General features: G+C 67.0%; 21 protein-coding genes. 6 read left to right on the top strand and 15 right to left on the bottom strand.

Going from position 1 to position 23,275, the window contains the following annotated elements:
* Window positions 1-854 precede the first annotated feature (854 nt).
* The 4 genes from ACFZCE_RS25990 to ACFZCE_RS25975 form a co-directional block, all read right to left on the bottom strand.
* Window positions 855-1,925 (bottom strand): nitronate monooxygenase, encoded by a 1,071-nt coding sequence (locus ACFZCE_RS25990; protein WP_390943421.1) that lies wholly within the window; start codon window positions 1,923-1,925, stop codon window positions 855-857.
* Window positions 1,922-3,100: a YbfB/YjiJ family MFS transporter gene (locus ACFZCE_RS25985; protein WP_390943420.1), complete on the bottom strand. Its 1,179-nt coding sequence runs from the start codon at window positions 3,098-3,100 to the stop codon at window positions 1,922-1,924. The genes ACFZCE_RS25990 and ACFZCE_RS25985 overlap by 4 nt, the downstream gene beginning before the upstream one ends.
* Window positions 3,097-3,987, bottom strand: a complete 891-nt coding sequence (locus tag ACFZCE_RS25980; RefSeq protein ID WP_390943419.1) for a LysR substrate-binding domain-containing protein — start codon at window positions 3,985-3,987, stop codon at window positions 3,097-3,099. The genes ACFZCE_RS25985 and ACFZCE_RS25980 overlap by 4 nt, the downstream gene beginning before the upstream one ends.
* A 116-nt stretch (window positions 3,988-4,103) precedes the next feature.
* The gene (locus ACFZCE_RS25975; RefSeq protein ID WP_390943418.1) at window positions 4,104-5,018 is read right to left on the bottom strand and encodes a LysR substrate-binding domain-containing protein; all 915 of its coding nucleotides are present in this window, start codon (window positions 5,016-5,018) and stop codon (window positions 4,104-4,106) included.
* Between the two features lie 501 nt (window positions 5,019-5,519).
* Between ACFZCE_RS25975 and ACFZCE_RS25970 the strand changes: the two genes are divergently transcribed.
* The 5 genes from ACFZCE_RS25970 (at window position 5,520) to ACFZCE_RS25950 (ending at window position 11,823) form a co-directional block, all read left to right on the top strand.
* A complete protein-coding gene (locus ACFZCE_RS25970) occupies window positions 5,520-5,771 on the top strand; it encodes a DUF485 domain-containing protein (RefSeq protein ID WP_390943417.1) in 252 nt (83 codons plus the stop codon).
* Window position 5,772: 1 nt separating this feature from the next.
* Window positions 5,773-7,350: a cation acetate symporter gene (gene actP / locus ACFZCE_RS25965; RefSeq protein WP_390943416.1), complete on the top strand. Its 1,578-nt coding sequence runs from the start codon at window positions 5,773-5,775 to the stop codon at window positions 7,348-7,350.
* A 31-nt stretch (window positions 7,351-7,381) separates the two neighbouring features.
* The gene (locus tag ACFZCE_RS25960; protein WP_390943415.1) at window positions 7,382-8,821 is read left to right on the top strand and encodes a CoA transferase; all 1,440 of its coding nucleotides are present in this window, start codon (window positions 7,382-7,384) and stop codon (window positions 8,819-8,821) included.
* A 203-nt stretch (window positions 8,822-9,024) separates the two neighbouring features.
* Complete coding sequence (locus ACFZCE_RS25955; RefSeq protein WP_390943414.1) at window positions 9,025-10,173, top strand: acyltransferase family protein; 1,149 nt, start codon at window positions 9,025-9,027, stop codon at window positions 10,171-10,173.
* 237 nt (window positions 10,174-10,410) lie between these two features.
* Window positions 10,411-11,823: a Dyp-type peroxidase gene (locus ACFZCE_RS25950; RefSeq protein ID WP_390943413.1), complete on the top strand. Its 1,413-nt coding sequence runs from the start codon at window positions 10,411-10,413 to the stop codon at window positions 11,821-11,823.
* Window positions 11,824-11,937: 114 nt separating this feature from the next.
* Here the strand turns inward: ACFZCE_RS25950 and ACFZCE_RS25945 are convergent, their stop codons facing one another.
* The 9 genes from ACFZCE_RS25945 to ACFZCE_RS25905 all read right to left on the bottom strand — a co-directional run bounded on the left by ACFZCE_RS25945 (window position 11,938) and on the right by ACFZCE_RS25905 (window position 20,279).
* On the bottom strand, window positions 11,938-12,384 hold the full coding sequence (locus ACFZCE_RS25945; RefSeq protein ID WP_390943412.1) for a hypothetical protein: 447 nt from the start codon (window positions 12,382-12,384) through the stop codon (window positions 11,938-11,940).
* Window positions 12,385-12,438: 54 nt separating this feature from the next.
* Complete coding sequence (locus ACFZCE_RS25940; RefSeq protein WP_390943411.1) at window positions 12,439-13,689, bottom strand: NAD(P)-binding domain-containing protein; 1,251 nt, start codon at window positions 13,687-13,689, stop codon at window positions 12,439-12,441.
* Between the two features lie 206 nt (window positions 13,690-13,895).
* Window positions 13,896-14,828 (bottom strand): NAD(P)-dependent oxidoreductase, encoded by a 933-nt coding sequence (locus tag ACFZCE_RS25935; protein WP_390943410.1) that lies wholly within the window; start codon window positions 14,826-14,828, stop codon window positions 13,896-13,898.
* 2 nt (window positions 14,829-14,830) lie between these two features.
* A complete protein-coding gene (locus tag ACFZCE_RS25930; protein WP_390943409.1) occupies window positions 14,831-15,271 on the bottom strand; it encodes a type II 3-dehydroquinate dehydratase in 441 nt (146 codons plus the stop codon).
* Between the two features lie 16 nt (window positions 15,272-15,287).
* Window positions 15,288-15,899: a glutathione S-transferase N-terminal domain-containing protein gene (locus ACFZCE_RS25925; protein ID WP_390943408.1), complete on the bottom strand. Its 612-nt coding sequence runs from the start codon at window positions 15,897-15,899 to the stop codon at window positions 15,288-15,290.
* Window positions 15,900-15,910: 11 nt separating this feature from the next.
* Window positions 15,911-16,915: a zinc-binding dehydrogenase gene (locus tag ACFZCE_RS25920; RefSeq protein WP_390943407.1), complete on the bottom strand. Its 1,005-nt coding sequence runs from the start codon at window positions 16,913-16,915 to the stop codon at window positions 15,911-15,913.
* 81 nt (window positions 16,916-16,996) lie between these two features.
* The gene (locus ACFZCE_RS25915) at window positions 16,997-17,830 is read right to left on the bottom strand and encodes a transporter substrate-binding domain-containing protein (protein ID WP_390943406.1); all 834 of its coding nucleotides are present in this window, start codon (window positions 17,828-17,830) and stop codon (window positions 16,997-16,999) included.
* A 27-nt stretch (window positions 17,831-17,857) separates the two neighbouring features.
* A complete protein-coding gene (locus ACFZCE_RS25910) occupies window positions 17,858-18,730 on the bottom strand; it encodes a phytanoyl-CoA dioxygenase family protein (protein ID WP_390943405.1) in 873 nt (290 codons plus the stop codon).
* A gap of 28 nt (window positions 18,731-18,758) precedes the next feature.
* Window positions 18,759-20,279 carry an ABC transporter permease subunit gene (locus tag ACFZCE_RS25905; RefSeq protein WP_390943404.1) on the bottom strand — a complete coding sequence of 507 codons (1,521 nt, stop codon included), beginning with the start codon at window positions 20,277-20,279 and terminating at the stop codon, window positions 18,759-18,761.
* A gap of 317 nt (window positions 20,280-20,596) precedes the next feature.
* Between ACFZCE_RS25905 and ACFZCE_RS25900 the strand changes: the two genes are divergently transcribed.
* Window positions 20,597-20,830, top strand: coding sequence for a hypothetical protein (locus ACFZCE_RS25900; RefSeq protein WP_390943403.1), 234 nt, complete (start codon window positions 20,597-20,599; stop codon window positions 20,828-20,830).
* On the opposite strand, the gene ACFZCE_RS25895 is transcribed toward ACFZCE_RS25900, so the two are convergent.
* Together ACFZCE_RS25895 and ACFZCE_RS25890 are read right to left on the bottom strand one after the other, a co-directional pair.
* Window positions 20,827-21,735 (bottom strand): alpha/beta hydrolase fold domain-containing protein, encoded by a 909-nt coding sequence (locus ACFZCE_RS25895; RefSeq protein ID WP_390943402.1) that lies wholly within the window; start codon window positions 21,733-21,735, stop codon window positions 20,827-20,829. The two genes, ACFZCE_RS25900 and ACFZCE_RS25895, sit on opposite strands and share 4 nt — an antisense overlap.
* Before the next feature lie 161 nt (window positions 21,736-21,896).
* Window positions 21,897-23,258: a 2-hydroxycarboxylate transporter family protein gene (locus ACFZCE_RS25890; RefSeq protein WP_390943401.1), complete on the bottom strand. Its 1,362-nt coding sequence runs from the start codon at window positions 23,256-23,258 to the stop codon at window positions 21,897-21,899.
* Between the last annotated feature and the right edge of the window lie 17 nt (window positions 23,259-23,275).

The following is a 23,275-nucleotide window of genomic DNA, read 5'->3' as shown; positions in this document are numbered from 1 at the left end:
CACGGGTTCTATATTGCCCTGGAAATCAAGGGTTTACACGAGTCTGGTGGGAGGCCGGCTGTGCCGGGCGATGGGCCAGTCAGGTCACGCACTCAATAAAACCATTTATAGAAATCAGTGCTTTTAACCCTGAATCTAGCGCTCTGATTGCTCAAGTGAACAGTATTACCCCACTGCCTGCTCAAGCTCTTCCACCAGTACCGCCAGCGGCGCGCCCTGGCGTTTGTGCCGAGGGCCCTTAACCCGCCACTGCCTTGCTGTTCACCTAAGCCATTGGAGGGGATCAATCTGTGAGCGCTGCTGATTTTGTGCATGAGCTTCAGGGCCTATCGCCCGGCACAGCCGGCCTCCCACGGGTTCTATATTGCCCTGGAAATCAAGGGTTTACACGAGTCTGGTGGGAGGCCGGCTGTGCCGGGCGATGGGCCAGTCAGGTCACGCACTCAGTAAAACCATTTAAAGAAATCAGTGCTTTTAACCCTCGATGTAGCGCTCTGATTGCTCAAGTGAGCAGTATTACCCCACTTCCTGCTCAAGCGCTTCCACCAGTACCGCCAGCGGCGCGCCCTGGCGTTTGTGCCCCCCCACTGCCTTGCTGTTCACCTAAGCCATTGGAGGGGATCAATCTGTGAGCGCTGCTGATTTTTTGCATGAGCTTCAGGGCCTATCGCCCGGCACAACCGGCCTCCCACGGGTTCTATATTGCCCTGGAAATCAAGGGTTTACACGAGCCTGGTGGGAGGCCGGCTGTGCCGGGCGATGGGCCAGTCAGGTCACGCACTCAGTAAAACCATTTATAGAAATCAGTGCTTTTAACCCTCAATCTAGCGCTCTGATTGCTTAAGTGAACAGTATTACCCCACTGCCTGCTCAAGCTCTTCCACCAGTACCGCCAGCAACGCCCCCGCCGGCATCGCCCGCGCCAGCGGCGCGCCCTGGCCCGCCCATTCGGCGGCGAAGGCGCTGCTGCCGCGTTGCTGGGCCAGGGCATGGAGGGCCTTGCCGGCGTCATAGGCCAGGGGGTATTCGGCCGGCAGCGGCAGGGCGCTGCCGGGGTGTTCAAGGTACAGGCGGTTGGCCAAGCCCCGCGCCGGGCGGCCCGACACGCTGCTGGTGATGCGCGTGGCCAGGCCGCGCTCGCCCAGCAGTGCCTCGCGGTGGGCGGCACTGGCGCTGGATTCGGGGCAAAGGATAAACGCCGTGCCCAACTGCACCGCGCTGGCGCCCAGTTGCAGCGCGGCGGCGATGCTGGCGCCGTCCATCAACCCGCCCGCGGCGATCAGCGGCAGCTCGATACGGCGGGCCAGCAGCCGCAGCAACGGGATCAACCCCAGTTGCGGGTCTTGCCCGGGGGCGTCATCGAATACCCCGCGGTGGCCACCGGCCTCCGCGCCCTGGGCGACGATTGCGCGCACCCCGGCCGCGGCCAGTTGCTCGGCCTCGTGCAGTTGGGTGGCGCAGCCAAGGGTGACGATGCCGGCGGCGTTGAGGCGTTGCACCCAGGCCTGTGGTGGCACGCCGAAGTGGAAGCTGACCACCGCCGGCTTGACCTCCAGCAGCATCTCGAGCATGGCGCCGTCGGCGAGGAACGAGGTGTAGATTTCCTTCAAGGCCTGCGGCGGCTGGCCGCCGAGTTCCGCGAACAACTCGCCCAAGTGGGCCAGCCAGGCAGCGTTGCGGGCCTGGTCGAAGCGCACCGGCGCGTGGCAGAACAGGTTCACGTTGAACGGCAGTGGGGTCAGCGCGCGGGTGGCCTCGATCATCGCCCGGGCCTGCGCCGGGGTGCTCGCGCCCAGGCCCAGGGAGCCCAGCCCGCCGGCATTGGAGACCGCCGCGGCGAGCGCGGGGGTCGACACGCCGACCATCGGCGCCTGGATGATCGGGTGGGTGATCTGCAACAACTCAAGCAAGCCAGGGCGGGTCATGGGCGTGGGCTCCGATGAACGTGAGAAGGCTGGAGGGTGAACAGTGCGCCGGCCACCAACGCCAACGCCGCGCTGGCCAAGGCCAGGCTAAAACCCCCGGTGAGGTTGAACAAGGCGCTGGCGGCCAGCGGGCCGAGAATCTGCCCCAGGCCATAGGCGGCGGTCATCGCCGCCAGCAGGTTGGCCTTGAAGGTGTGGGCCACGCGCTTGGCGGCGGGCAGGGCGATGGTCACGGTGCCGGTAAAGGTGGCGCCCACCAGCAGCGCGCTGCCCAGGTAGCCGGCGGCGTTGGGCAGCAGCACCGGCAGCACCACCCCCAGCGCCTGCACCAGCAGGTTCAGGCGCAAGGCGCGGTGGGTGCCCAGGCGCAGGTGCAGGCGCTGCCACAGGTAGCAGGCCGGCACCGCGCCCAGGCCGAACAGCGCCCACAGGTGGATCGGGTTAAGCGGACCGAGCAGGCCCTTGACCAGCAGCGGCAGGTAGGTGGCGGTGATGATGTAGCCGTAACCGGCCAACCCGTAGAGGGCGATCAGCGCCCAGGCGCCGAGGGCGAAGTGGCGTTGCCCGTGCACATCGCTTGCCGGCGCCGGCGCCGCTGGCGCGGGGTCTAGCCCGAGCAGGCCGAGGCCGCCCAGCAGCAGCGCGGCGGCGGCCAGGCCGGCCCACAGCGCCGGGCTGGGCAGGGCGTACGCCTCGCCCACGGCGAGCAACTCGGCCGACAGCACGATCCCCACGCCCACCCCGGCATACAGCAACGCCGCCTGCTCGGGCCGGGCGCGGTGCTGCAACAGCCACAGGGAGGCGGCGATCATCGACAGTGCGCTGAACACCCCGGCCACCCCGCGCACCACCACGACCATCCAGGGCTGGTGCAACAGCGCCAGCGCCGCCAGGCAGAGCACGCTCATCAGCACCGAATGGATCGCCCAGCGCCGCGCCTGGGCCGGGGCCAGCCGCGCGGCCAGCAGGGCGCCGAGCAGATAACCGGCGTAGTTGGCCGAGGCGGCGAGGGTGCCGTCGTGCACGCTGAGCACGCCCTCCTGCACCATCTGCGGGTACAGCCCGGTAAAGGCAAAACGGCCAAAGCCCATGCCCACCGCCATCACCAACGCCGCGGCCACGGCACCGGCCCAATGGCTGCGGGGTGCGGCCTGGGCCGCGGTGCAGGTGCTCATGGCGCCACCCCCTGGCGGGCCAGGGCGCTGAGCTGGGCCAGCGCCGGGGTGTGGTAGCCCTGGCGGTGCACCAGCCAGGTGTCGGCGTTCAGCGCGTGGCTGACGCGTACGCCTGGCAGCGCGCCGTTACGTTCGAGCACGCTCTGCGGCACAAAGCCGGCGCACTGGCCGGCGGCCACGCGGGCGATCATCTCATCGTAGGAGTTCACCTCCTGGGTTTCCAGTTGGCGGCCGGTGGCCGGCCACTGGTTGCTCAGCCAGCGCTGGCCGAGGGCGCGATAGGTGCAGCCCGGCTTGAACGCCGCCAGCCGCAGCGGGGTGTCTGCTGGCGCCTGGGCAAATGGGTGGGTGGCGGCCACCAGCAGCATGATCCGCTCGGCAAACACCGGCTCGCCCACCAGTTGCTGCGCCGCCAGGTGTGCATGCGGCGCTTCTTGTTCGTGCGGCAGCAGCGCAAGGAAGGCGCAGTCGAGTTGCTCGCCGTGCAGCGCCGCCAGCAGGCCTTGGGAATGGCCGGTGCGCACACTCAACTGCACCCCTGGCCACTGTTGGTGATAGGCACTGGCCAGCGCCGGCAGGCGTGTGGCGGCGGTGCTCTCCATCGCCCCAATGCGCAGCGCGCCGCCGGGTTCGGTGGGGTGCATGGCCTGCCGCGCTTCGTCGGCCAGCGCCAGCAAGCGCCGCGAGTAGTCGAGGAACACTTCGCCACGCTCGGTCAGTTGCAGGCGCTTGCCGTCGCGGTGAAACAGCGGCGCGCCGAGTGCTTCTTCGAGCTGCTGGATGCGCGTCGACACGTTCGACTGGGCCCGCCCCAGGCGGCTGGCGGCCTTGGTCACGCTCATTTCGGCGACAACCACCTGGAAGATGCCGAGGGTGGTGAGGTCCATCTGTATTCTCTCAATAAGATTGAATGTGCATATACAATCTCAAATAAAGAACATAAAAAGCAAACGCCAGTGACCAGCGGCCAGCCCGCCGGTGCCGTCGAGGGTGGTGCAGCCCGCTAGTGAACCTGCCCAGCCCCCGGGGCAGTGCCGTTGAAGGCCGCTTGCAGTTTATCGACGAAGCAGCTCAACGCGGTGGACACAAACCCGTCGCGGCGCCGCACCAGCAGGGTGTCGACCAGCCCCTGGCCCTTGGGCAGCGGGTGGATCGCCAGTTTGTCGGCGCGTGCCCAGGGCTCGACCACCGAGCGCGGCAACAGGCTGATGGCAATGCCGGCGCGCACACAGCCGAGCAGGCCGTCGAGGGTGCCGATTTCCATGCGCTTGATGGTGCGCACGCCCTGGCGGATCAACAGCCCTTCGAGGCGCTCACGGTAGATGCAGCCGTGGCGGAACACCACGATCTTCACCTGGGTGGGCGAGGTGACCCAGGCCGGGCGCTCGTCCAGCGGGCGCACGAACCAGGGCGCGGTGACCACCACCAGCTCTTCGGTGAGCAGCGGTTGGCTGATCAGCTCGAGGTCATCGATCGGCCCGGCCACCAGCGCGGCTTCCAGGCGGCGTTCTTTGACCTCCTCCAGCAAGCCGCGGGAGGTGCCGGTCTGGAAGCACAGGTCCACATGGGGGTATTCAGCGGCGTAATCCACCAACACGTCGGGCAGGCGAATCGCCGCGGTGGTTTCCATCGAACCGATGCGCAACTGGCCCACCGGCGAGGCTTCGTTGGCGATCGCCCGCCGTGCTTCGTCCATCATCTGGTCGATCTGGCTGGCGTAGGGCAGCAACTGCACCCCGGCGGGGGTCAGGGTCACGCCGCGGCCGTGGCGGTAGAACAGCGGCACGCCGAGTTCGTTTTCCAGCCGGCGGATGCGCTGGGTGACGTTGGACTGCACGGTGTCGAGCAGTGAGGCGGCTTTGCTGATGCTGCCGAACTTGGCGACGGCGGCGAAGAACACAAGGTCCCCGGAGTCCATGCTGGCCTCTGTTGGTAAGGGTGGGCGTGGGAGCAGCAGAGCAACGCCTGTGCCAGGGTGCGTGGCGCGCGCTGGGCTGGGGTGTGGGAGGCTAGGGGTGCCCTGAAAGGGTGCTGGTGGGGCAGGGGGTGTGCCGTTGTGGTGCCTGGGAGGGCCCTTTGCCCGGCACAGCCGTAAAACTGTTCACCTAAGCGATCAGCGCGCTGAATCGAGGGTAAAAAGCCCTGATCTCTCCCGAGGTTTTACCAAGCGCATGGCCTGGCTGGCCTATCGCCCGGCACAGCCGGCCTCCCACGGGTTCTGTGTTGTTCAGTAAATCAATCACTTACACAAATCTGGTGGGAGGCCGGCTGTGCCGGGCGAACGGCCCTGAAGCCATGCCCGCATCCGCCGTTATCACCCCCACAGATACCTCCCATCCCGATCGGTGAACCCTCGCCCCACTGGTACATGCACTGCATCGCTCCCGGCAGCAACCGACCTACCACGCCGAGGGGCAGCATGACCAAGACCATCACACCACCCGCGCAAAGCGATGAAAAACTCACCCTGGGGATCAGCCTGGCCGCCATCCAGGTGCTGGCGTTCTTCGGCTTTGTCTATGCCTGCGCGTTCCACACCCGCGCGTTGGCCGCCGACCCCTTCAGCCTGGGCCTGCCGCTGTCGTTCCTGCTGGGCCTGCTGGTGATTCTCTGCGGCGCGGTGCTGACCACCGTGTACGTGCTGGTGACCAACCATGGGCAGGAGCGCTGAGATGAAGCATCCATTCTGGGCAGTTGCCCTGTTGTTGGTCGCCAGCCCGGCCTTTGCCGCCGGCGGCCAGGCCGTGAGCGGGGTGTCGGTGAGTTTGTTCCTGGCGGTGATCGCGCTCACCCTGGGCATCACCTGGTGGGCCGCGCGGCGCACCCGTTCGGCCAGTGACTACTACAGCGCCGGCGGGCAGATTTCCGGGTTTCAGAACGGCCTGGCGATCGCCGGCGACGCCATGAGCGCCGGCGCCCTGCTGGGCCTCACGGCGTTGGTGTTCAGTTCCGGTTTCGACGGCCTGGTGTACGCCGTGGGCTACACCACCGGCCTGCCCATCGTGGTGTTCCTGATGGCCGGGAAGATGCGCCGGCTGGGCAAGTTCACCTTTACCGACGTGGTCTGCTCGCGGCTGCCTGGCACCCCGGTGCGGGTGTTCTCGGCCACCGCCTCGCTGGTGATCGTGTTGTTCTACCTGGTGGCGCAGATGGTCGGCGCCGGGCAGTTGATCCAGGTGCTGTTCGGCATCGACTACGCCTGGGCGCTGCTGCTGGTGGGCGCGCTGATGATCCTCTACGTGGCCTTTGGCGGCATGATGGCCACCACCTGGGTGCAGATCGTCAAGGCGGTGCTGATGCTCAGCGCCTGCCTGCTGATGAGCCTGCTGGTGTTGCACAGCGTGGGTTTCAGCTTTGCTGCCTTGCTGGAACACGCCGTGGCCGCGCACCCGGCCGGCGCCCAGGTGCTGCTGCCCAGCGCGGTGGCGCGCGACCCGTTGTCGGGGTTTTCGCTGGGCATCGCGCTGATGCTCGGCACCGCCGGGCTGCCCCATGTGCTGATGCGCTTCTTCACTGTGCGCGATGCCCGCGCGGCGCGCAGCTCGGTGCTGTGGGCCACGCTGATGATGAACAGCTTCTACGCGATGATCTTCATCATCGGCTTCGGCGCGCTGTACCTGCTGCGGCAGCAGCCAGCGCTGTTCGGCGCCAATGGCGTGCTGCTCGGCGGCGGCAACACCGCGGCGCTGCACCTGGCGGCAGTGCTCGGCGGCGACCCGTTCTTTGGTTTTCTCTCGGCGGTGGCCTTTGCCACCATCCTCGCGGTGGTCGCCGGGCTGACCATCTCCGGCGCCTCGGCGATCAGCCACGACCTCTACGGCAGCCTGGCCAAGCGTGGCGCGGCGGGCGAGAAAACCGAAATGGCGATCATGAAGGCCTCGGTGGTGGTGCTCGGCGTGCTGGCGGTGGTGCTGGGGTTGCTGTTCAAGGGGCAGAACATCGCCTACATGATCAGCCTGGCGTTTTCCATCTCCTGCTCCTCGACCTTCCCGGTGCTGATCCTGGCCATGTACTGGCCGCGCCTGAGCGCCCGTGGCGCGGTGTGCGGCGGCAGCGCCGGGCTGCTGGCCTCGGTGCTGCTCACGGTGCTGGGCCCGTCGGTGTGGGTGAAGGTGCTCGGCTTCGGCGCGCCGCTGTTCACCCTCGACCCACCGGCGCTGGTCACCGTGCCGCTGGCCTTCGCGGTGTGCGTGGCGGTGTCGTTGCTTGATCGCCGCACCGCGCCGATGGCCCAACCCCGCGCGCTGTGAGCGCCCCTTCGATTTGACTGTGAGCCCCCTTATGCGTGATGTAAACAACAGCGGCGCCTTCGAAGAACTGATGGCCATCCGCGCCGGCAGCCCGCTGCCGGCCGGCGAGGTCACCCTCACCGGCGCGGACCCGTTCTACGACTCGCCGTTTCTGATCGGTGAAACCGCCGCCGCCGCCCTGGCCGCCCGCGGGGTGGCCGCCAACGACCTCTGGCAGTTGCGCCACGGCCGCCGGCAAACGCTCAGCGTAGACGTGCGCGCCGCCGCCGCGACGTCGCTGTACGGCGGCGACATGACCCAGCTCAAGGATGCCAACGGCCAGTACCAGCCGATCCCGTACTCACCGGCGATGAAGCACATGGTCTCGCTGACCCAGCCCTGGCAGGGCGCCGACGGCGAGTGGTTGTTGCCCCACACCAACCTGCCGCACCTTGAGCGGCGGGTGCTGGATGTGCTCGGCGCGAGCAGCTCGGTGGCCTCGGTCAAGGCCGCGGTGGCGCGGCACAGCGCCGCCGCGCTGGAAGATGCGATCGCCGCGGCGCTGGCCTGCGGCGGCCTGGTGCGCACCCCGGAACAATGGCTGGCCCACCCCCACGGGCGCTACCTGGCCAGCCGCCCGGTGGTGGAAATCACCAAGGTCGCCGACAGCGCGCCGGTGCCCTTGCCACCGGCGGCGCAGCCGCTCAGCGGCATCCGCGTGCTCGACCTGACGCGGATCCTCGCCGGCCCCACCGCCGGCCTGGGCATGGCCGAGCACGGCGCCGAGGTGCTGATGGTCACCGCGCCGCACCTGCCGCAGGTGCCGTCGTTCGTGCGCGACACCAGCCACGGCAAGCGCAGTTGCTTTCTTAACATCGGCGTGCCCGCCGAGGCGCAACGCCTCTACCAATTGGTGCAAGACGCCGACGTGTTCATCGACGGCTACCGCCCGCACCGTCTCCAAGCCCACGGTTTTGGCGCCGAGCACCTGTTGGCGCGCAAGCCGGGGCTGGTGCACGTGACGGTCAACTGCTATGGCTCTGGCGGCCCGTTCGCCGACCGCGCCGGCTGGGACCAGGTGGCCCAGGCGGTGACCGGCATTTGCCACACCCAGGGCCAGCTCAGTGGCAGCGACCAACCGCGGCTGACGCCGGTGTTCATGTGCGACTTTCTCACTGGCTTTCTCGCCACCTTCGGCGCCATGCTGGCACTGGCCCGGCGGGCGAAGGAGGGCGGCAGCTACCGGGTGCAGGTGTCGCTGTGCCAGAGCGCGATGTTCCTGCAACGCCAGGGCCTGGTCGAGGGCTTCAGCGGGCTGCCGGGGCGGCTGACCGCGGAAGAATTCGAGCGCCTGGCGGTGCGCAGCGACAACACCTGCTACGGCGACCTGAAAACCCTGGGCCCGGTGCTGAAGATGAGCGAAACCCCCTGCGCCTGGTTCGGCACCACGCCGGCGCTGGGCAGCAGCGAGCCGGGCTGGCTGGCGCGCTGAGCCATTTGCGGCGGGGGCTGAGGGGCGCGTTGGAAAAACACCCCGACCTCCCGTCGGCAGGCTATTGCCTTGCGCCAAACCTCACGCCACTTTAGCGACCAATGCGCTGTGCCATCAAAACAGTGGCGTTAGGGCGTGCAGGCAGGGAAGGCCATCTGCCTCGTAGTACGCAAGGGCCGAGCATGCTCAGGGATCGCCCAACGATGAAACGCTTTACCGCCCTCGACAGTTTTCGCGGCCTGTGCGCCGTGGCCGTGGTGATGTTCCACACCTATGTGGTGCAGAGCATCGCGGAGTTGGAGTTCTTCAAGAACGCCTACCTGTTCGTCGAATTCTTTTTCATCCTCAGTGGCTTCGTGCTGATGCACAGCTACGGCCAGCGCCTGAACAGCGCCCAGGGCCTGAAGGATTTCGTGATCAGCCGCAGTGCCCGGCTGCTGCCGCTGCACTGGGCCATGCTGCTGGTGTACCTGCTGCTCGAAAGCGGGCGCAAGCTGGCCGAGCTCAAGGGCTTCACCTTCAACGACCCGGCCTTTAGCGGCGCCACCGCGCCGGCGGAAATCCTGCCCAACGCCTTGCTGCTGCAAAGCTGGCTGAACAGCGCCATCACCGGCTCGTTCAACTACCCGGCCTGGAGCATCAGCATCGAGTACTACCTGTACCTGCTGTTCGGCGCGCTGGCGCTGCTTGCCCGGCGCGCGGCGCTGAAGGCTTTCGCCGCCCTGGCGCTGGCGGCGTTCGTCACGCTGTGGCACGGCGAGAGCTGGGCGAAGCTGGAGATCTTCCGCGGGCTGTCGTGCTTCTTCGCCGGCGCCTGCCTGTATGGGTTGTACGAGCGGATCAAAGGCCTGAGTTTTTACGGGCTGGACTTCAACCTGCTGGAAATCGCCTGCCTGCTGGGGGTGTACCGGCTGCTGGTCACGCCGATGGCGCACAAGGGGGTGTGGGTCAGCCTGTTGTTCTGCGGGGTGATTCTGGTGTTCGCCTTCGAGCGCGGGGTGGTCTCGCGGCTGCTGCGCCAGCGCGTTTTCGCCTGGCTGGGGATGCTCTCGTTCTCCATCTACCTGACCCACGCCGCGGTGCTGTTCGTCTACAAAAGCGCGGTCATCGTGCTGGAAAAACTCCTGCACACCGAACTCACCACCACCCAGCAAGGCCACGACATGCCGGGGATGATGAAGTACATCGCCACCCACAGCCTGTGGCTCGACAACGCCGTGGTGTTGCTGCAACTGCTGACGGTGCTGGCGGTGGCGGCGTTCACCTACCGCTTCGTGGAGTTGAAGGGGATGCAATGGGGGCGCCGGCTGCTGGGCAAGGACCGCGCGGCGGCGGGGTCGGTGGCGGGGTAACCGGCGCCCGCCCAGGCGACGAAAGGCCATGGCGCACCCCCCGCGCCGGGCCTATACCCTCCCCACGCTGGGGCGTTATGACTCGAATAACAAAACAGGTTAACGCCCCGGTACCGTCGCACCCCCGCCTTACGGTGATCATCGAGTCTCTCCTTGTACGCCCCGCCCTTGCGCGGCGCGCGTTGGCGTTCGCGCGTGGCGGGCCTGATGAGTATAAAAACGATAAGGAGCCACCCCATGCCGTTCAACCTGAACACGCCACTGGACGATTCCAACCTCGACGCCCCCGCCACCCGCCACCTGCTGCAGGCCCTGCAGGCGAACATCCTCAAGGGCCATGGCCGCAACCACGTGGTGCTGCTGTTCCTGGAGATCACCGACGTGGCCAAGGCGCGCCACTTCATGCACCACTACAAGGTCACCAGCGCCGCCACCCAGTTCCAGGAAACCCGCCGCTTCAAAGACACCGGCGAGCCCGGCGGGGTGGTGCGCCTGGCGTTCATCAGCCACGCCGGCCTGGTGCAGTTCGGCAAGGCCGCGCCGTTCGCCCCGGGCGGCACGCCGCTGGATGAATTTTTCGTTCAGGGCATGGCGGCCGACACCGCCGCACTCGACCGGCAAACCACCGACTCCTGGCAAAGCGCGCTCAAGCGCCCGGTGCACGTGCTGCTGTTACTGGCCCACGATGACCTCGACGACCTCTCGCACATGGCCTTCAGCGAAGTACAAACGCTCAACGCCGAGGCCAGCGGTTTCGAGTTGCTGCTGGCCCAGGAGGGCCGCGCTTACTTCAACAAGGCCGGCGCCGGGATCGAGCACTTTGGCTACGTCGACGGCCGCTCGCAGCCGCTGATGACCACCAGCGACATCGCCGCGGAAAAAGGCGCCAAGGCCGATTTCGTTTACGACCCCACCGCGCCGCTCAAGCAGTTCATGTTCGATGACCCGTTGGCCCCCGGCGAAGGCTTGGCCAGCCTGTTTGTGTTCCGCAAGCTGGAGCAGGACGTGGCCAGCTTCAAGGCCGCCGAAGAGGCCATCCAAGGCGCGCTCACGCCGCCGCCCAGCGATGACGAACTAGCCGGGGCGATGGTGGTCGGGCGCTTCGAAAACGGCGTGCCGGTCACCCTCCAGCCGCCGCCACCGGCCGCCCCGGTCGACAACGACTTCAACTACAACGCCGACCCTGACGGCGCCCGTTGCCCGTTCCAGGGCCACATCCGCAAAACCAACCCACGCGGTTCCAGCCCGGGCGGCGAGGTGTTCGACAAGGGCGTGCAGATGGCCCGCCGCGGCATCACCTACGGCCTGCGCCTGCAAGACCCGGCCACTGCTGAATTCGTCGACCAGCCCAATGACGGCGTGGGGCTGTTGTTCATGAGCTACCAGGCGTCGATCAAGGACCAGTTTCACTTCATGCAGGAAAGCTGGGCGAACAACCGCAAGTTCCCCAAGTTCGGCCCGGCGGACCCGTTCGTGGGGATCGACCCGATCATTGGCCAGGTGTTGCTGAGCGAGGAAGCCGAAGCGGCCACTGACCATGTATGGCCCAGCCCGGCGCCCCATGCGCAGAAGAACTTCAGTGGCTTCGTGCACTTGAAGGGTGGGGAGTATTTCTATACGCCGTCGCCGCGGGGGTTGAAGCATTTGTGAGGGTTGAGGCCCTTCGCCCGGCACAGCCGGCCTCCCACGGGATATATATTGTTTTTTTAAATCAATTAGTTACACAGATCTCGTGGGAAGCCGGCTGTGCCGGGCGAGAAGCCCTCAGCGCCCACACGGCCCGCGATCCTTATCGGCCACGATGCCCCGCGCCTCGGCGCCATCGGCGTAGTCGCTGGCGTAATCGAGGGAGGTGATCTGCGCGCGGATCACCGCCACGCAGGTGATGCTGAGGTCACGCCAGGCGCCTTTCTTGAGCACCTCCGGGCTGCTGGCCTTGGCCGGCAGCGGGCCGGGGATCTGCACCGCGTAAGTGGCGCCCACCTGGGTGCCCTGGGCGTTGTAGGCGGCCAGGGTGAGCAGGGCGGATTTCAGCGTGTAGCCATCGCCATTGCGGATAACCAGCGCCACGTCGACCGCGCCGGCGGCGGCATCGGCGGTTACCGCCAGGTGGGTGACTTGCAGCGGGAAGCCCCCTGAGGGTACATCGGGGCCCGTGGCGGAGCAGGCGGTGAGGCACAGCGTTGCGGCCAAAACCCAGAACAGTCTCATAAGCGGCGCTCCGAAAACCTGAGTATAGGAGGGTTTTCGGGGCGCAACGGCTGCTCAGGGCTTGGTGTAGGCCATGTAGGCGTTCTGCTTGACGATGTGGTCGGCGATGTACTTGGCATCGTGCCACACGCCATAGATGAACGACGACGCGCGGTCCACCAGGTTCGGCAGGCCAAGGAAGTACACCCCCCCCTCGGCGGAGATGCCGCGCTTGTGGAACGGCTCGCCTGTTTCCGTGAAGGCATCGACCTGCAGCCAGCTGAAGTCGAAGGTAAAGCCGGTGGCCCAGAGCACCGTGGTGATGCCCGCGGCGTGCACGTCGAGGCTCAGGGTCGGTTCACTCAGGCAGGCCGGGTCGGGCAGCAGTTCCCAGGCCTCGGGCTCGGGCGGGAAGGCCAGGCCGTTGGTTTCGATGTAGGCGTCGGCGTCGCGCAGCACGTCGAAGTAGGCCTGGTCGCCCTGGGCGACGTTTTCCGCCAGGCCCGGGGCGAAGGTCAGCACCCCGTCGTTCCAGGTTTCGGTCAGCCCCACCAGGTGGATGCCCATGTGCGCCAGGCGGCGGAAGTCAACGGTTTTACCGCCTTCATAGCCGCTCACGGCAAAGGCCACGTGTTTCTTCTTCGGGGTGATCTTCACCTCGTCCCACAGGCCCAGGGCGCCCAGCCACCAGCAGTAGTCGCGGCCACGGTAGGCGCGCGGCGGGCGGTAGTGCTCGCCCACCGAGAGGTACACGGTGCGCCCGGCCTGGCACAGTTCTTCGGCGATCTGCGAGCCCGAGGCGCCGGCGCCGACCACCAGCACCGCGCCGGGTGGCAGTTGCGCGGGGTTCTTGTAGGCCGAGGAGTGCAGCTGTTGCACGTTCGCCGTGGCCGGCACGATGTTCGGGTAGGCCGGCTTCTGGAACGGGCCGGTGGCGGCGACCACGTTGGCCGCCTCGATCACGCCTTCGCTGGTGGTCACCTTGAAGCCCGGGCGGCCGACCAGGCGCTCGACCTGGGTCACCGCCACGCCGGTGCGCACGGGTGCCTTGAGCATCTTCACGTAGTCTTCGAAGTACTGCGCCATGCGCTCCTTGGGCGGGAAGGCTTCTGGCGAGATCCCCTCGAAGGCCATTGTCGGGAAGCGGTCATGCCAGGCCGGGCCATTGGCCACCAGCGAGTCCCAGCGCTCTGAACGCCAGCGCTCGGCGATGCGGCTACGTTCCAGCACGATGTGCGGCACGCCCATCAGCGCAAGGTGTTCACTCATGGCGATACCCGCCTGCCCGGCACCGACGACCAGGGTGTTGATTGTTTCCACTGACATGTGAGGTTCCTGTTGAAAGGCGCGAACTTGAAGTGTTTCACCGGCGCGAACTAACTCAGTACAACGCCAGCCCGGGGGCCGGACGTGAAAGAGGCCTGGCAGTCAACTTGTGTTTACCCGGCCAGTGTGGGCACTGGCCTTGAACTTGAGAATTACGCTTTTTGAACTCAGCGCTTCGGAAAAAACAAATCGGTTGGGGCTTACTTTCAATAACCCCGGGTAGGGTCAACTTGATGCAATACCGGCTCCCCCCGTTGCAGCCGCGCAATGTTCTCGGCAATGTGCACCACCGCGGTGGCGGGCAAGGCCATCGAGGCCACGTGGGGGGTGATCAATACGTTGCCCATGGCCCATAACGGGTCGCTGGGCGGCAAGGGTTCGGTGCTGAACACATCGAGGGTGGCGTGGGCCAGGCGGCGGCTGGCCAGGGCGGCGGTCAGCGCCGCCTGGTCGAGCACCTGGCCCCGCGCGACGTTGATCAAACAGGCGCCCTCGGGCAGCCAGGCGAGCCGCTCGGCATCGAGCAGGCCGTGGGTCTGCGGGGTCAGCGGCAGCATCACCACGAGGATGTCGGTGCTGGCCAAAAAGCCTGGCAGGGCCGCTTCGCCATGGCTGCAGGCCACGCCGTCGAGCTGCTTGGGGCTGCGCGCCCAGCCTTGTACGCTGAAGCCTTGGCGCACCAGTTCGAGCGCGGCGTGGCTGCCCAGCTCGCCCAGGCCGAGGATGCCCACCCGCAGCGTGTGCGGCAGCGGCGGGTGGGCGTAGGCCCAGCGGCGCTCGCGTTGGGCCTGCTCCAGGGCGGGGATGCCACGGGCATAGCGCAGCACCGCGAACAGTACGTAACTGCCCATCATGCGGGTCATCGCGGGGTCTGCCAGGCGGGTGATCGGCGCGGCGGGCAGGTCATCGCGGGCCACCAGGGCATCCACCCCGGCGCCCAGGTTGACCACCAGCCGCAGGTTCGGGTAACGGCCGAAAAACCCGCTGGGCGGGCTCCACACCAGGGCGTACAGCACCTGTTCGGGGTGCCGCACCTGTTCCGGCAGGCACACCTGCACGCCGGGCAAGCGCGCCGTGAGCAAGGCCCGCCAGTGCTCGAAGTCGTCACAAGGGCTGGAAAACACCAGGGTGGCGCCCATGCTCAGGCCTCCAGCAGCTCGGCCACGGCGCTCAGCGCCAGGCGGTAGCCCAAGGCGCCGAGGCCGGCGACCACCCCGGTGGCGGCCTTGGACACGTACGAGTGGTGGCGAAACGGTTCGCGCTTCCACAGGTTGCTCATATGCGCCTCGATGATCGGCCCGTCGAAGGCCAGCAGCGCGTCGAGGATCGCCACCGAGGTGTAGCTCAGGCCGGCGGCGTTGATCACGATCGCGCTGGCGCTGTGCCGGGCTTCTTGAATCCAGTCGACCAGCACGCCCTCGTGATTGCTCTGGCGGAACACCAGCGCCAGGCCCAACGCCGCGGCGTGGCGCTGGCAGCCGTGTTCGATGCTGGCGAAGCTTTCGCTGCCGTAGGTGCCGCTTTTGTCGAGGCCGTAGAGGTTGGCGTTGGGGCCGTTGAGAAAGTACACAGTGTGCGGCATGGGGCAGCTCCAGGGCTCAGGCGACCGGGCGGGTCGCGCGCAGGGCAGGGTGTTGCTCAAGCTGGGCGAACCACGCCGCGGTGGCGGGGTGGCCGGCGCGCCAGTTGAGCTCGGCGAAGCGGAAATCCAGGTAGCCGAGGGCGCAGCCCAGGGCGATCAGGCCGATGTCGCTGGGGCCAGGGCTGAACGTCGGCGCCTGGCGCTCGATCTCGGCCAGCGCCGCGCGCACCTTGAGCCACTGCGCCTCGACCCACCCCGGCCAGTGTTTGTCGGCTGGGCGCGCGGTGCTTTCGTAGCGGGCCAGCAAGGCGGCGTCGAGCAGGCCGTCGCCGAGGGCCTGGCGCGCCAGGCACGGCCAGCGCGCGCTGCCGGTGGGGAACAAGCCCCCGCCAGCGTAGGCGTCGAGGTACTCGCAGATCACCCGGCTGTCGTACAGTGCCAGGCCCTCTGGGGTTTGCAGCGCGGGCACCTTGGCCAACGGGTTGAGCCGGGCGATGCGCTCATCCCGCTGCACCGGGTGGGCGGCCGAGTCGAGCAGTTCGATCTGCCCGGCCAGGCCCAGGCAGTGGGCGCTGATCATCACCTTGCGCACGTAGGCGGAGGTGGGCGCGAAGTACAGCTTGAACATGGCGCCTCCGGTCAGTGGGCGTGGGCGGTGAGCAGCACTTTGCCAATGTTGGCGTTGGCTTCGAGCAGGCGGTGGGCCTCGGCGGCCTCGGCCAGCGGCAACTGCGCGTGCACCAGCGGGCGCACCAGGCCGCTGGCCAGCCACGGCAGCAGGTGGGCGCGGATGTTCGCCGCCAGCCGGGCTTTTTCCGTGGCGCTTTTCGGCCGCAAGGTCGAGGAGGTCAGGCTCAGGCCCTTGCGCATCACCAGCGCCAGGTCTACCTCGACCCGCGGCCCTTGCAGGAACGCCAAACTCACATGCCGCCCGCCGCTGGCCAGCGCCGCCAGGTTGCGCGCCACGTAGGGGCCGCCGACGTTGTCGAGAACCACATCCACACCGCGCCCGGCGGTGCATTCAGCAACCACCTCGACGAAGTCTTCACGGTGGCGGTCTACCGCGCGCCACACCCCCAGGGCTTGCAGCGCGGCGACCTTGGCCGCGCCGCCGGCGGTGGCGATCACCTTGGCGCCGGCGGCCTGGGCGCATTGCAGGGCAAAGCTGCCCACGCCGCTGGCGGCGCCGTGGATCAACACCCAGTCGCCGGCCTGCAGGCGGCCCAGCTCGAACAGGTTGTGCCACACGGTAAAGGCCGCTTCCGGCACGCCGGCGGCGCTTTCCAGCGGCAGCCCGGCCGGCACCGGCAGGCAATGGGCGGCCTGGGCCAGGCAATACTCGGCGTAGCCGCCACCGCCGAGTAGGGCCATGACCGGGTCGCCCACGGCAAAATCACTGACCCCAAAGCCCAGCGCCGCCACCGTACCGGCGGCTTCCAGGCCGAGCACATCGCTGCTGCCCGGCGGCACCGGCAGGCCACTGCGCTGCATCAGGTCGGGGCGGTTGACCCCGGCCGCGGCAACGCGGATCAGCACCTCACCGGCCTGCGGGCGCGGCAGCGGGCGCTGCACGCAGTGCAGCACTTCGGGCCCACCCGGGGCGCGCGCGATCACTGCGCTCATCGTTTCTGGAAACGGGCTCATGGCATTCAACTCTGGGCAAAGGGGGCCAGCAGAAAAAAGGTCCTGCGGGGCGTGCCCGCGCGGGGCACGCCGCAGGGGCGGTCAGGGCTTGGGCATCAGTTCGGCGATGTCGGCGTCGGTCGGCGCCTCGAAGTTGTACTTCTTCAGCAGCGCGGCGTATTCCGGGGTGGCGCTGAATTTCTTCAGGCCTTCGATCATCGCGGTTTTTACCTCATCGTTGCCCTTTTTCACGCCGAAGCCGTTGAGCACCGGGTAGATCAGGGTGTCGGAGGAGATCACCACGCGGTTGCCGAGCTTGTCGATCACGCCACGGGCCACGGCCGCGTCGGTGATTTGCGCTTCCACCGCGTGGGCCAGCAGGGCCTGGGTGGTTTGCGGGTCGGTGGAGTATTCGCTCAGTTCGATTGGCTTCTTGCCGTTCTTCACGCAGTACTCATCGGAGAGCTTGTGCAGTTGCTGCAGCCAGGAAGTGGCGCCCATCGAACCGACCTTGTGGCCGCAGAGGTCTTCCGGGACCTTCGGCTGGAACTCGCCGCCCTTCAGCGCCAGCAGCGCTTCGCCGCTTTTCAGGTAGGGGATCATATCGATCACCTTGACCCGCTCGGCGGTGATGTACATCGACGAGTTGGTCACGTCGAAGCGCCCACCCTGCAGCCCGGTGATCAGGTTGGGGAAGCGCGTGTCGAGGTTTTCGGCGGTGCGGCCCAGGCTCTTGGCAATGCCGTCGAGCAGCTCGATGTCGAAGCCGGCCGGCTTGTTGTTGTCCATGTACTCGTAGGGGAAAAACGTGATGTCGGAGCCGGCGATGATCTTGCCCGGCTGCTGGAAGGCCGAAGCCGCCAGGGAAGTCATGGCAACGGCGGCGCCCAGTACACTGAGGGCAATCGGGCGAACGAACTGGCGAAGCATGGTCATGGTGTTTCCCCGCAAGGTTATAGGAAGTTAGGCAGAAGCCAGGTCTTTACCGGCCTGTTGCACAAAAAATGACGCGCCGCGTGGTTTTTGCGGCAAGCGCACCTGGTTGGCGGTGCTGCGCACCAACCCGGTTTCCACGCCGGCCACCATCAGCCCGGCGTGTTCGCTGGGCAGCGGGTTTTCGCCGAATGGCAGCGCATCCTCAGCGGCGTAAACGCTGATGAACAGGGTGCGCGGGTGTTCGGTCTCGTTAGGGCTTGAAGCATGCAGCAGGCGCGTGTGCATGAAGCACACCGAGCCAGACGGGCCATAGCAGGCCACCGGGGCCTGGCAGTGTTCGGCCTCGACGTCCTTGCCAACCGCGCCGGTGAAGCGCTCGTTGTGCCAGTGCGACCACAGCGGGCCTTTGTGGCTGCCGGCGATCACGTTCAGCGGGCCGTTTTCCGGGGTCACGTCGCTGACCATCAACAGCGCGGTGACGATGTCGTCGTTGCTGTGGGGGGTGAACAGGAAGTCCTGGTGCCACTCCACCTTGGTGGCGGTGCGCGGCAACTTGGAGTTGATCTTGCTGTGGTGAAAGCGCGCGCCGCTGCCGCCGATCAATTGCCCGGCAATGGCGGCCATGCGCGATTTCATCGCCACCTGGAAGTAGGCCTGGGAGATTTCCGTCGGCGAGCTGACCCGGCGCAGCGAAGGGTGGTCGGCGCGGTGGTCGGCTTCGAGGTCGAAACGCTCGCGGCCGTCCTGGGTTTCGCCCCAGCCTTCGGTGTGGGCGCGGCTGGTTTCGACCCACTGGTCGAAGTCCTGCTGCAGCCCGGCGACTTCAGCGGCGCTGAGCACGCCCTCGACCACCAGGTAACCGTCTTTATGAAACTGCTCTACTTGCCATTGCTCGATCATGATGGGTCCTTGATGAAACGGTGAAGGCTCAGGCCAGGGAAACGTCTTTGAGGAAGGCTTCCACCCGCGGGTGGCGGCCGCTGCGCAGGGCTTGCGGAGAGTCGTCGCAGACCACCCGGCCCTTTTCCATGAACACGATGCGGTCCGACACCTTGAAGGCGAAGTTCATCTCGTGGGTGACGATGATCATGGTGATGCCTTCCTGGGCGAGGGTTTCGATCACTTGCAGCACTTCGTTGACTTTTTCCGGGTCCAGCGCCGACGTGGGCTCGTCGAACAACATGATTTGCGGGCGCATCATCAACGCGCGGGCAATCGCCACCCGCTGTTGCTGGCCACCGGAAAGTTGGTGCGGGTACTTCCAGGCGTGGTCGAGCATGCCCACTTTGTGCAGCAGTGCGTACGCCTGTTGGGTCAATTCCTCGGTGGCTGCCAAGTTGTGGTAACGCGGCGCCAGCAGCAAGTTGCCCAGTACCGTCAAGTGCGGGAACAAGTTGAAACTCTGGAACACCATGCCGATGTTCAAACGGTGTTCGCTGTGTTCGATGAAGCGCGGTTTTTGCGCGCCTTCGCGGCTCAGGTGAATGAACGGCTGGCCGTTGATCTGAATCTCGCCGTTGTCGATCTGCTCGAGGCCGTTGAGCAGGCGGATCAAGGTGGTTTTACCCGAGCCGGACGGGCCGATCACCGACACCACTTCACCAGGCTGGATCTGCAAGCTGACCGCGCCGAGCACTTCGATGTCGTTGTAGGCCTTGTGCAGGCGGGTGGCTTGCAGGGCAGGGCCGGCGCCTTCCGCGCTGGGGCGCGCCACCGGGGTGCCCTGGCGGGTGGCCAGGGCCAGCACTTCGGCGTCGGGCTGGCGCACCACCTTGCGTTGGGTCACGTCCAGCCAGCGCTCCAGGCGTTTGAGCAGGAAGTCGAACACGGTAACGATCAGCACGTAGTAGAACGCCACCGCCGCCATGGTTTCCATCACCAGGAAGTTCTGCGAGTACAGGCGCTGGCCGACCATGAGGATTTCGGTCAAGGAGATCACCGACACCAGCGAGCTGAGCTTGACGATCGAGATGTATTCGTTGGCCAGCGACGGCAGCGCCACCCGCAGTGCCTGCGGGATCACCACCCGCCATTGCAGGCCGGCGTAGCGCAGGCCCAGGGCGCGGGCGGCCTCGGCCTGGCCCTTGGGGATCGACAGCAAGCCGCCGCGGTGGATTTCCGCAACGTAAGCCACTTCGCTGATCACCATGGCGATCAACCCGGCCCAGAACGGGTCGCCCAGCACCACCGAGGTGAGCGGCACGGCTTGCGGCAGGTTGTAGATGAAGATCAACAGCACCAGCAGCGGCACACTGCGAAAGAACCAGATGTAGCCCCGCGCCGGCAGGTTGAACAGCGGGCGGTTGGACTGCTTGGCCAGGGCCACCAGGAACCCCAGCACGATGCTGAGCAGCCAGGTCAAGGCACTGAGTTTGATCACCGTCCAGGTAGCCAGCCAGAAATCCATATTGCCTACGAGGCTGAACATGTAATGCCAGTCGAATGTCATCGTCAATGCGCTCAACTCAATGAAAAAAGGGGCGCCGCGGGCCGGATTAGAACCCCGGCGCGCTTCGCTGGGTTAAGAGTCGTCCAGGTGGGGGCGCAGCGCAATTCGGATATTTTTTGGGATTGAGAAGGCCGGGCCTATGCAGCGGTGCCAGAGCGGTTGCGCGGGCATTCGCCGGTGGCTTGGGGGCGAATGTGATGCACTTCGCGTTCCTGGCCGTTAGCCGCTCGTTTGCGCGCTAATGTCTGGGAGTGGCGTGGGTTTGCCAGGCAACCTGTGGGCATAATGCCACTACGCAATGACCGTTGGATCCGACGATGCTGTTCAAGACCAACCCGATCATCGAGTGGACCCGCCACTGGGCGCTGGAGGCCGACATGGTGCGCTGCGTGCGCTGCCATGGCATCCAACTGGCCACCGACGCCGACCGCGAGTTCGTGCACCTGCGCGGTTGTACCTCGGGTGGCGCGCCGGCGCCCTGGGCAGCGCTGGCGCTGGCCCTCGACCACAGCCGCGAACAGGCCCGCCGCACCGAGCACAACGGCGCTTAAAGGCGCCCAGCCATCCAGCCGAACCACGCCTGCAGCACCTGTTCGGTGGCGGGGCTGGCCAAGGCCCGCAGGCCGCCGTGCAGCCAGCCTTTGGCCTCGAGATACTCCACGACGGTGCCCGCCGCGGCCAGTTGCCGCGCGTAGAGCGCGCCGTCGTCGCGCAGTGGGTCGTATTCGGCGGTGGCGATGAACGCCGGCGCGGTACCGTGCAGCTCAGTGGCCAGCAGCGGCAAGGCCAGCGGGTCGGCCCAGGCCTGGGCGGGCAGGTAGGCGTTGAGGTACTGCCGCACATCGGCGGCGGCCAGCAACGGCGCCTCGGCGTGTTCGGCGTAGCTGGGGGTGCCGCCAGGGCCCAGCAGCGGGTACACCAGCGCCTGGCCACGCGGCTGCGGCCCGGCCTGGCGCGCCAAGGCCAGGCACAGCCCGGCGGCGAGGGTGGCGCCGGCGCTGTCGCCGGCCACCAGCAGGCGCTGGCTGTCGGTGCCGGGCTGTTCGCGCAGCCAGTGCCAGGCGGCCAGGGCATCGAGCAGCGCCGCCGGGTAGGGGTGCTCTGGCGCCAGCCGGTAGTCCACCGCCAGCACCTGGGCGCGCAGCGCCACGGCCATCGCCCGGCAAATGAAGTTGTGGGAATCCAGGTTGCCCACGCACCAGCCGCCGCCGTGCAGGTACAGCACCGCCGGCCAGCCCGCCGCTGGCTGCGGCCCTTGCGGCTGGTACAGGCGCAGCGGCGCGCAGCCGGGGGGCTGCAGGTCGGTTTCGCCGAGGCCCGCGGGGGCGGCCGGGGTGAAGTGCGCGGCCATGGCCAAATAAGCTTGGCGCTGGCCGGCCAGGCCTGGGCTGGTGGGGGTGAAGGCTTCGCTGTGTTCGACGAAGGCTTGCAGGGTAGGGTGGAGCGAGTAGGGCATGGGCTGGGCTCCTGGGGCAAGGGTAGCGGGCCCTTCGCCCGGCATAGCCGGCCTCCCACGGGGTCTGTGTTGTTTCCAAAATCAATGGCTTACACAAATCTGGTGGGAGGCCGTGGTCCGGCACTCCGGCTGTGCCGGGCGAGAGGCCCTGCAACCCTACCTCAAACCGGCGGCAAGTTGGCCAGAATCAACAACGCCCCCATCACCGTCAAGGCCCCGCCGATGCGCGTGGAAATCTGCGCGTACGGCAGCAACTGCATGCGGTTGGCGGCGGTGAGGATGACGATGTCGCCGGTGCCGCCCAGGCCGCTGTGGCAGCCGTTGACGATCGCCGCCTCGATCGGGTACATGCCCAGCTTGCGCGCCACCACAAAGCCAGTGAGTACCAGCACCACCACGGTGGTGGCGATGGTCAGCACGTTGCCCACGTGCAGCGCCGCGGTCAGCTCGGTCCAGTGGGTCACGGCGATGGAGTTGGCGAACAGCAGCGGGTAGGTCACGCAGGTGGTGAAGAACTTGAACAGCAGGTGCGCGCCCACTTCGAGCTTTTGCGGCACCGCGTTGCCCAGCTTCAGCGCCACCGCCAGGAACAGCATGCACACCGGCCCTGGCAGGCCGAACAGCGCGTGCAGCAGCACCCCGGCCAGGTACAGGGTGATCGCGCACATGCCGGCGGCGATCACCTGGTTGATGGTCTGGGCGTCGTATTCCACGGTCAGTTCCTGGCTGGCGCCGCCGTCGCTGGCCTGTTCGGCCAGTTGCAGGCGGCCATTGCCGGTCAGCCGCGGGAAGCGCTTGCCGAGCATGTCGAGGGCGCCGCACACGAGGATCGCGCAGAGGTTCCCGAGCAGGATCACCGGCAGCAGTTGCGCAAGGATTTTCCCCGAGTCCACCCCGAGGATTTCGCCATAGCCCACCGACAACGGGATGGCGCCTTCACCCAGCCCGCCACCCATCACCGGCACGATCACGTAAAACAGCACCTGGCGCAGTTCCAGCCCACACATCAAGCCCACCGCCACACCGGCGCACAGGGCCAGGACCGACCCCAGCAGCAGCGGCAGGAAGATCTTTGCGAAGCCCTTGACGATCAACCCCCGGTCCATGGTGAAGATGCTGCCCACCACCACCGCCGAGACGAACAGGTAAATGAAGTTGGTCGACTTGGTAAAACTGCTGACCGGGGCGATCACCGCCTGCGGGATCCAGCCGATGTGCACCAGAAACGACGGCAGGAACGCCGACACCACCGCCGCGCCGCCCATCTTGCCCACCAGCGGCAGGCGCTTGCCCAGCTCGCCACAGGTGGCGCCGCCCAGGCCGATGATCGCGACCATGGTCGGCAAGTCGGTTTTCAGCTCGTTGCACAGGTACAGCCCTACCACCAAGGCGGCCAGCAGCAGGTACACCGGCAGCGGGATAAAGCTCACCCGCACCTCCATCGCCCGCCAGAACAGCGCCTGCCGGCGCGCTGGCGCCACCGCCGGCTGGGCCGGTTTTCCAAGCGATTCAACGTTTTGCATGGGGAACCTCATCTTAT

This window comes from Pseudomonas sp. NPDC007930 (genome assembly GCF_042958985.1).
In the GTDB taxonomy this organism is placed as follows: domain Bacteria; phylum Pseudomonadota; class Gammaproteobacteria; order Pseudomonadales; family Pseudomonadaceae; genus Aquipseudomonas.
This window is presented reverse-complemented; position numbering and strand designations above follow the sequence as displayed.

Excerpts from the sequence above, each read along its gene's own strand:
- ACFZCE_RS25990 (WP_390943421.1), bottom strand. The coding sequence starts at position 1,925 with ATGACCCGCCCTGGCTTGCTTGAGTTGTTGCAGATCACCCACCCGATC.
- ACFZCE_RS25985 (WP_390943420.1), bottom strand. The coding sequence starts at position 3,100 with ATGAGCACCTGCACCGCGGCCCAGGCCGCACCCCGCAGCCATTGGGCC.
- ACFZCE_RS25980 (WP_390943419.1), bottom strand. The coding sequence starts at position 3,987 with ATGGACCTCACCACCCTCGGCATCTTCCAGGTGGTTGTCGCCGAAATG.
- ACFZCE_RS25975 (WP_390943418.1), bottom strand. The coding sequence starts at position 5,018 with ATGGACTCCGGGGACCTTGTGTTCTTCGCCGCCGTCGCCAAGTTCGGC.
- ACFZCE_RS25970 (WP_390943417.1), top strand. The coding sequence starts at position 5,520 with ATGACCAAGACCATCACACCACCCGCGCAAAGCGATGAAAAACTCACC.
- actP (WP_390943416.1), top strand. The coding sequence starts at position 5,773 with ATGAAGCATCCATTCTGGGCAGTTGCCCTGTTGTTGGTCGCCAGCCCG.
- ACFZCE_RS25960 (WP_390943415.1), top strand. The coding sequence starts at position 7,382 with ATGCGTGATGTAAACAACAGCGGCGCCTTCGAAGAACTGATGGCCATC.
- ACFZCE_RS25955 (WP_390943414.1), top strand. The coding sequence starts at position 9,025 with ATGAAACGCTTTACCGCCCTCGACAGTTTTCGCGGCCTGTGCGCCGTG.
- ACFZCE_RS25950 (WP_390943413.1), top strand. The coding sequence starts at position 10,411 with ATGCCGTTCAACCTGAACACGCCACTGGACGATTCCAACCTCGACGCC.
- ACFZCE_RS25945 (WP_390943412.1), bottom strand. The coding sequence starts at position 12,384 with ATGAGACTGTTCTGGGTTTTGGCCGCAACGCTGTGCCTCACCGCCTGC.
- ACFZCE_RS25940 (WP_390943411.1), bottom strand. The coding sequence starts at position 13,689 with ATGTCAGTGGAAACAATCAACACCCTGGTCGTCGGTGCCGGGCAGGCG.
- ACFZCE_RS25935 (WP_390943410.1), bottom strand. The coding sequence starts at position 14,828 with ATGGGCGCCACCCTGGTGTTTTCCAGCCCTTGTGACGACTTCGAGCAC.
- ACFZCE_RS25930 (WP_390943409.1), bottom strand. The coding sequence starts at position 15,271 with ATGCCGCACACTGTGTACTTTCTCAACGGCCCCAACGCCAACCTCTAC.
- ACFZCE_RS25925 (WP_390943408.1), bottom strand. The coding sequence starts at position 15,899 with ATGTTCAAGCTGTACTTCGCGCCCACCTCCGCCTACGTGCGCAAGGTG.
- ACFZCE_RS25920 (WP_390943407.1), bottom strand. The coding sequence starts at position 16,915 with ATGAGCCCGTTTCCAGAAACGATGAGCGCAGTGATCGCGCGCGCCCCG.
- ACFZCE_RS25915 (WP_390943406.1), bottom strand. The coding sequence starts at position 17,830 with ATGACCATGCTTCGCCAGTTCGTTCGCCCGATTGCCCTCAGTGTACTG.
- ACFZCE_RS25910 (WP_390943405.1), bottom strand. The coding sequence starts at position 18,730 with ATGATCGAGCAATGGCAAGTAGAGCAGTTTCATAAAGACGGTTACCTG.
- ACFZCE_RS25905 (WP_390943404.1), bottom strand. The coding sequence starts at position 20,279 with ATGACATTCGACTGGCATTACATGTTCAGCCTCGTAGGCAATATGGAT.
- ACFZCE_RS25900 (WP_390943403.1), top strand. The coding sequence starts at position 20,597 with ATGCTGTTCAAGACCAACCCGATCATCGAGTGGACCCGCCACTGGGCG.
- ACFZCE_RS25895 (WP_390943402.1), bottom strand. The coding sequence starts at position 21,735 with ATGCCCTACTCGCTCCACCCTACCCTGCAAGCCTTCGTCGAACACAGC.
- ACFZCE_RS25890 (WP_390943401.1), bottom strand. The coding sequence starts at position 23,258 with ATGCAAAACGTTGAATCGCTTGGAAAACCGGCCCAGCCGGCGGTGGCG.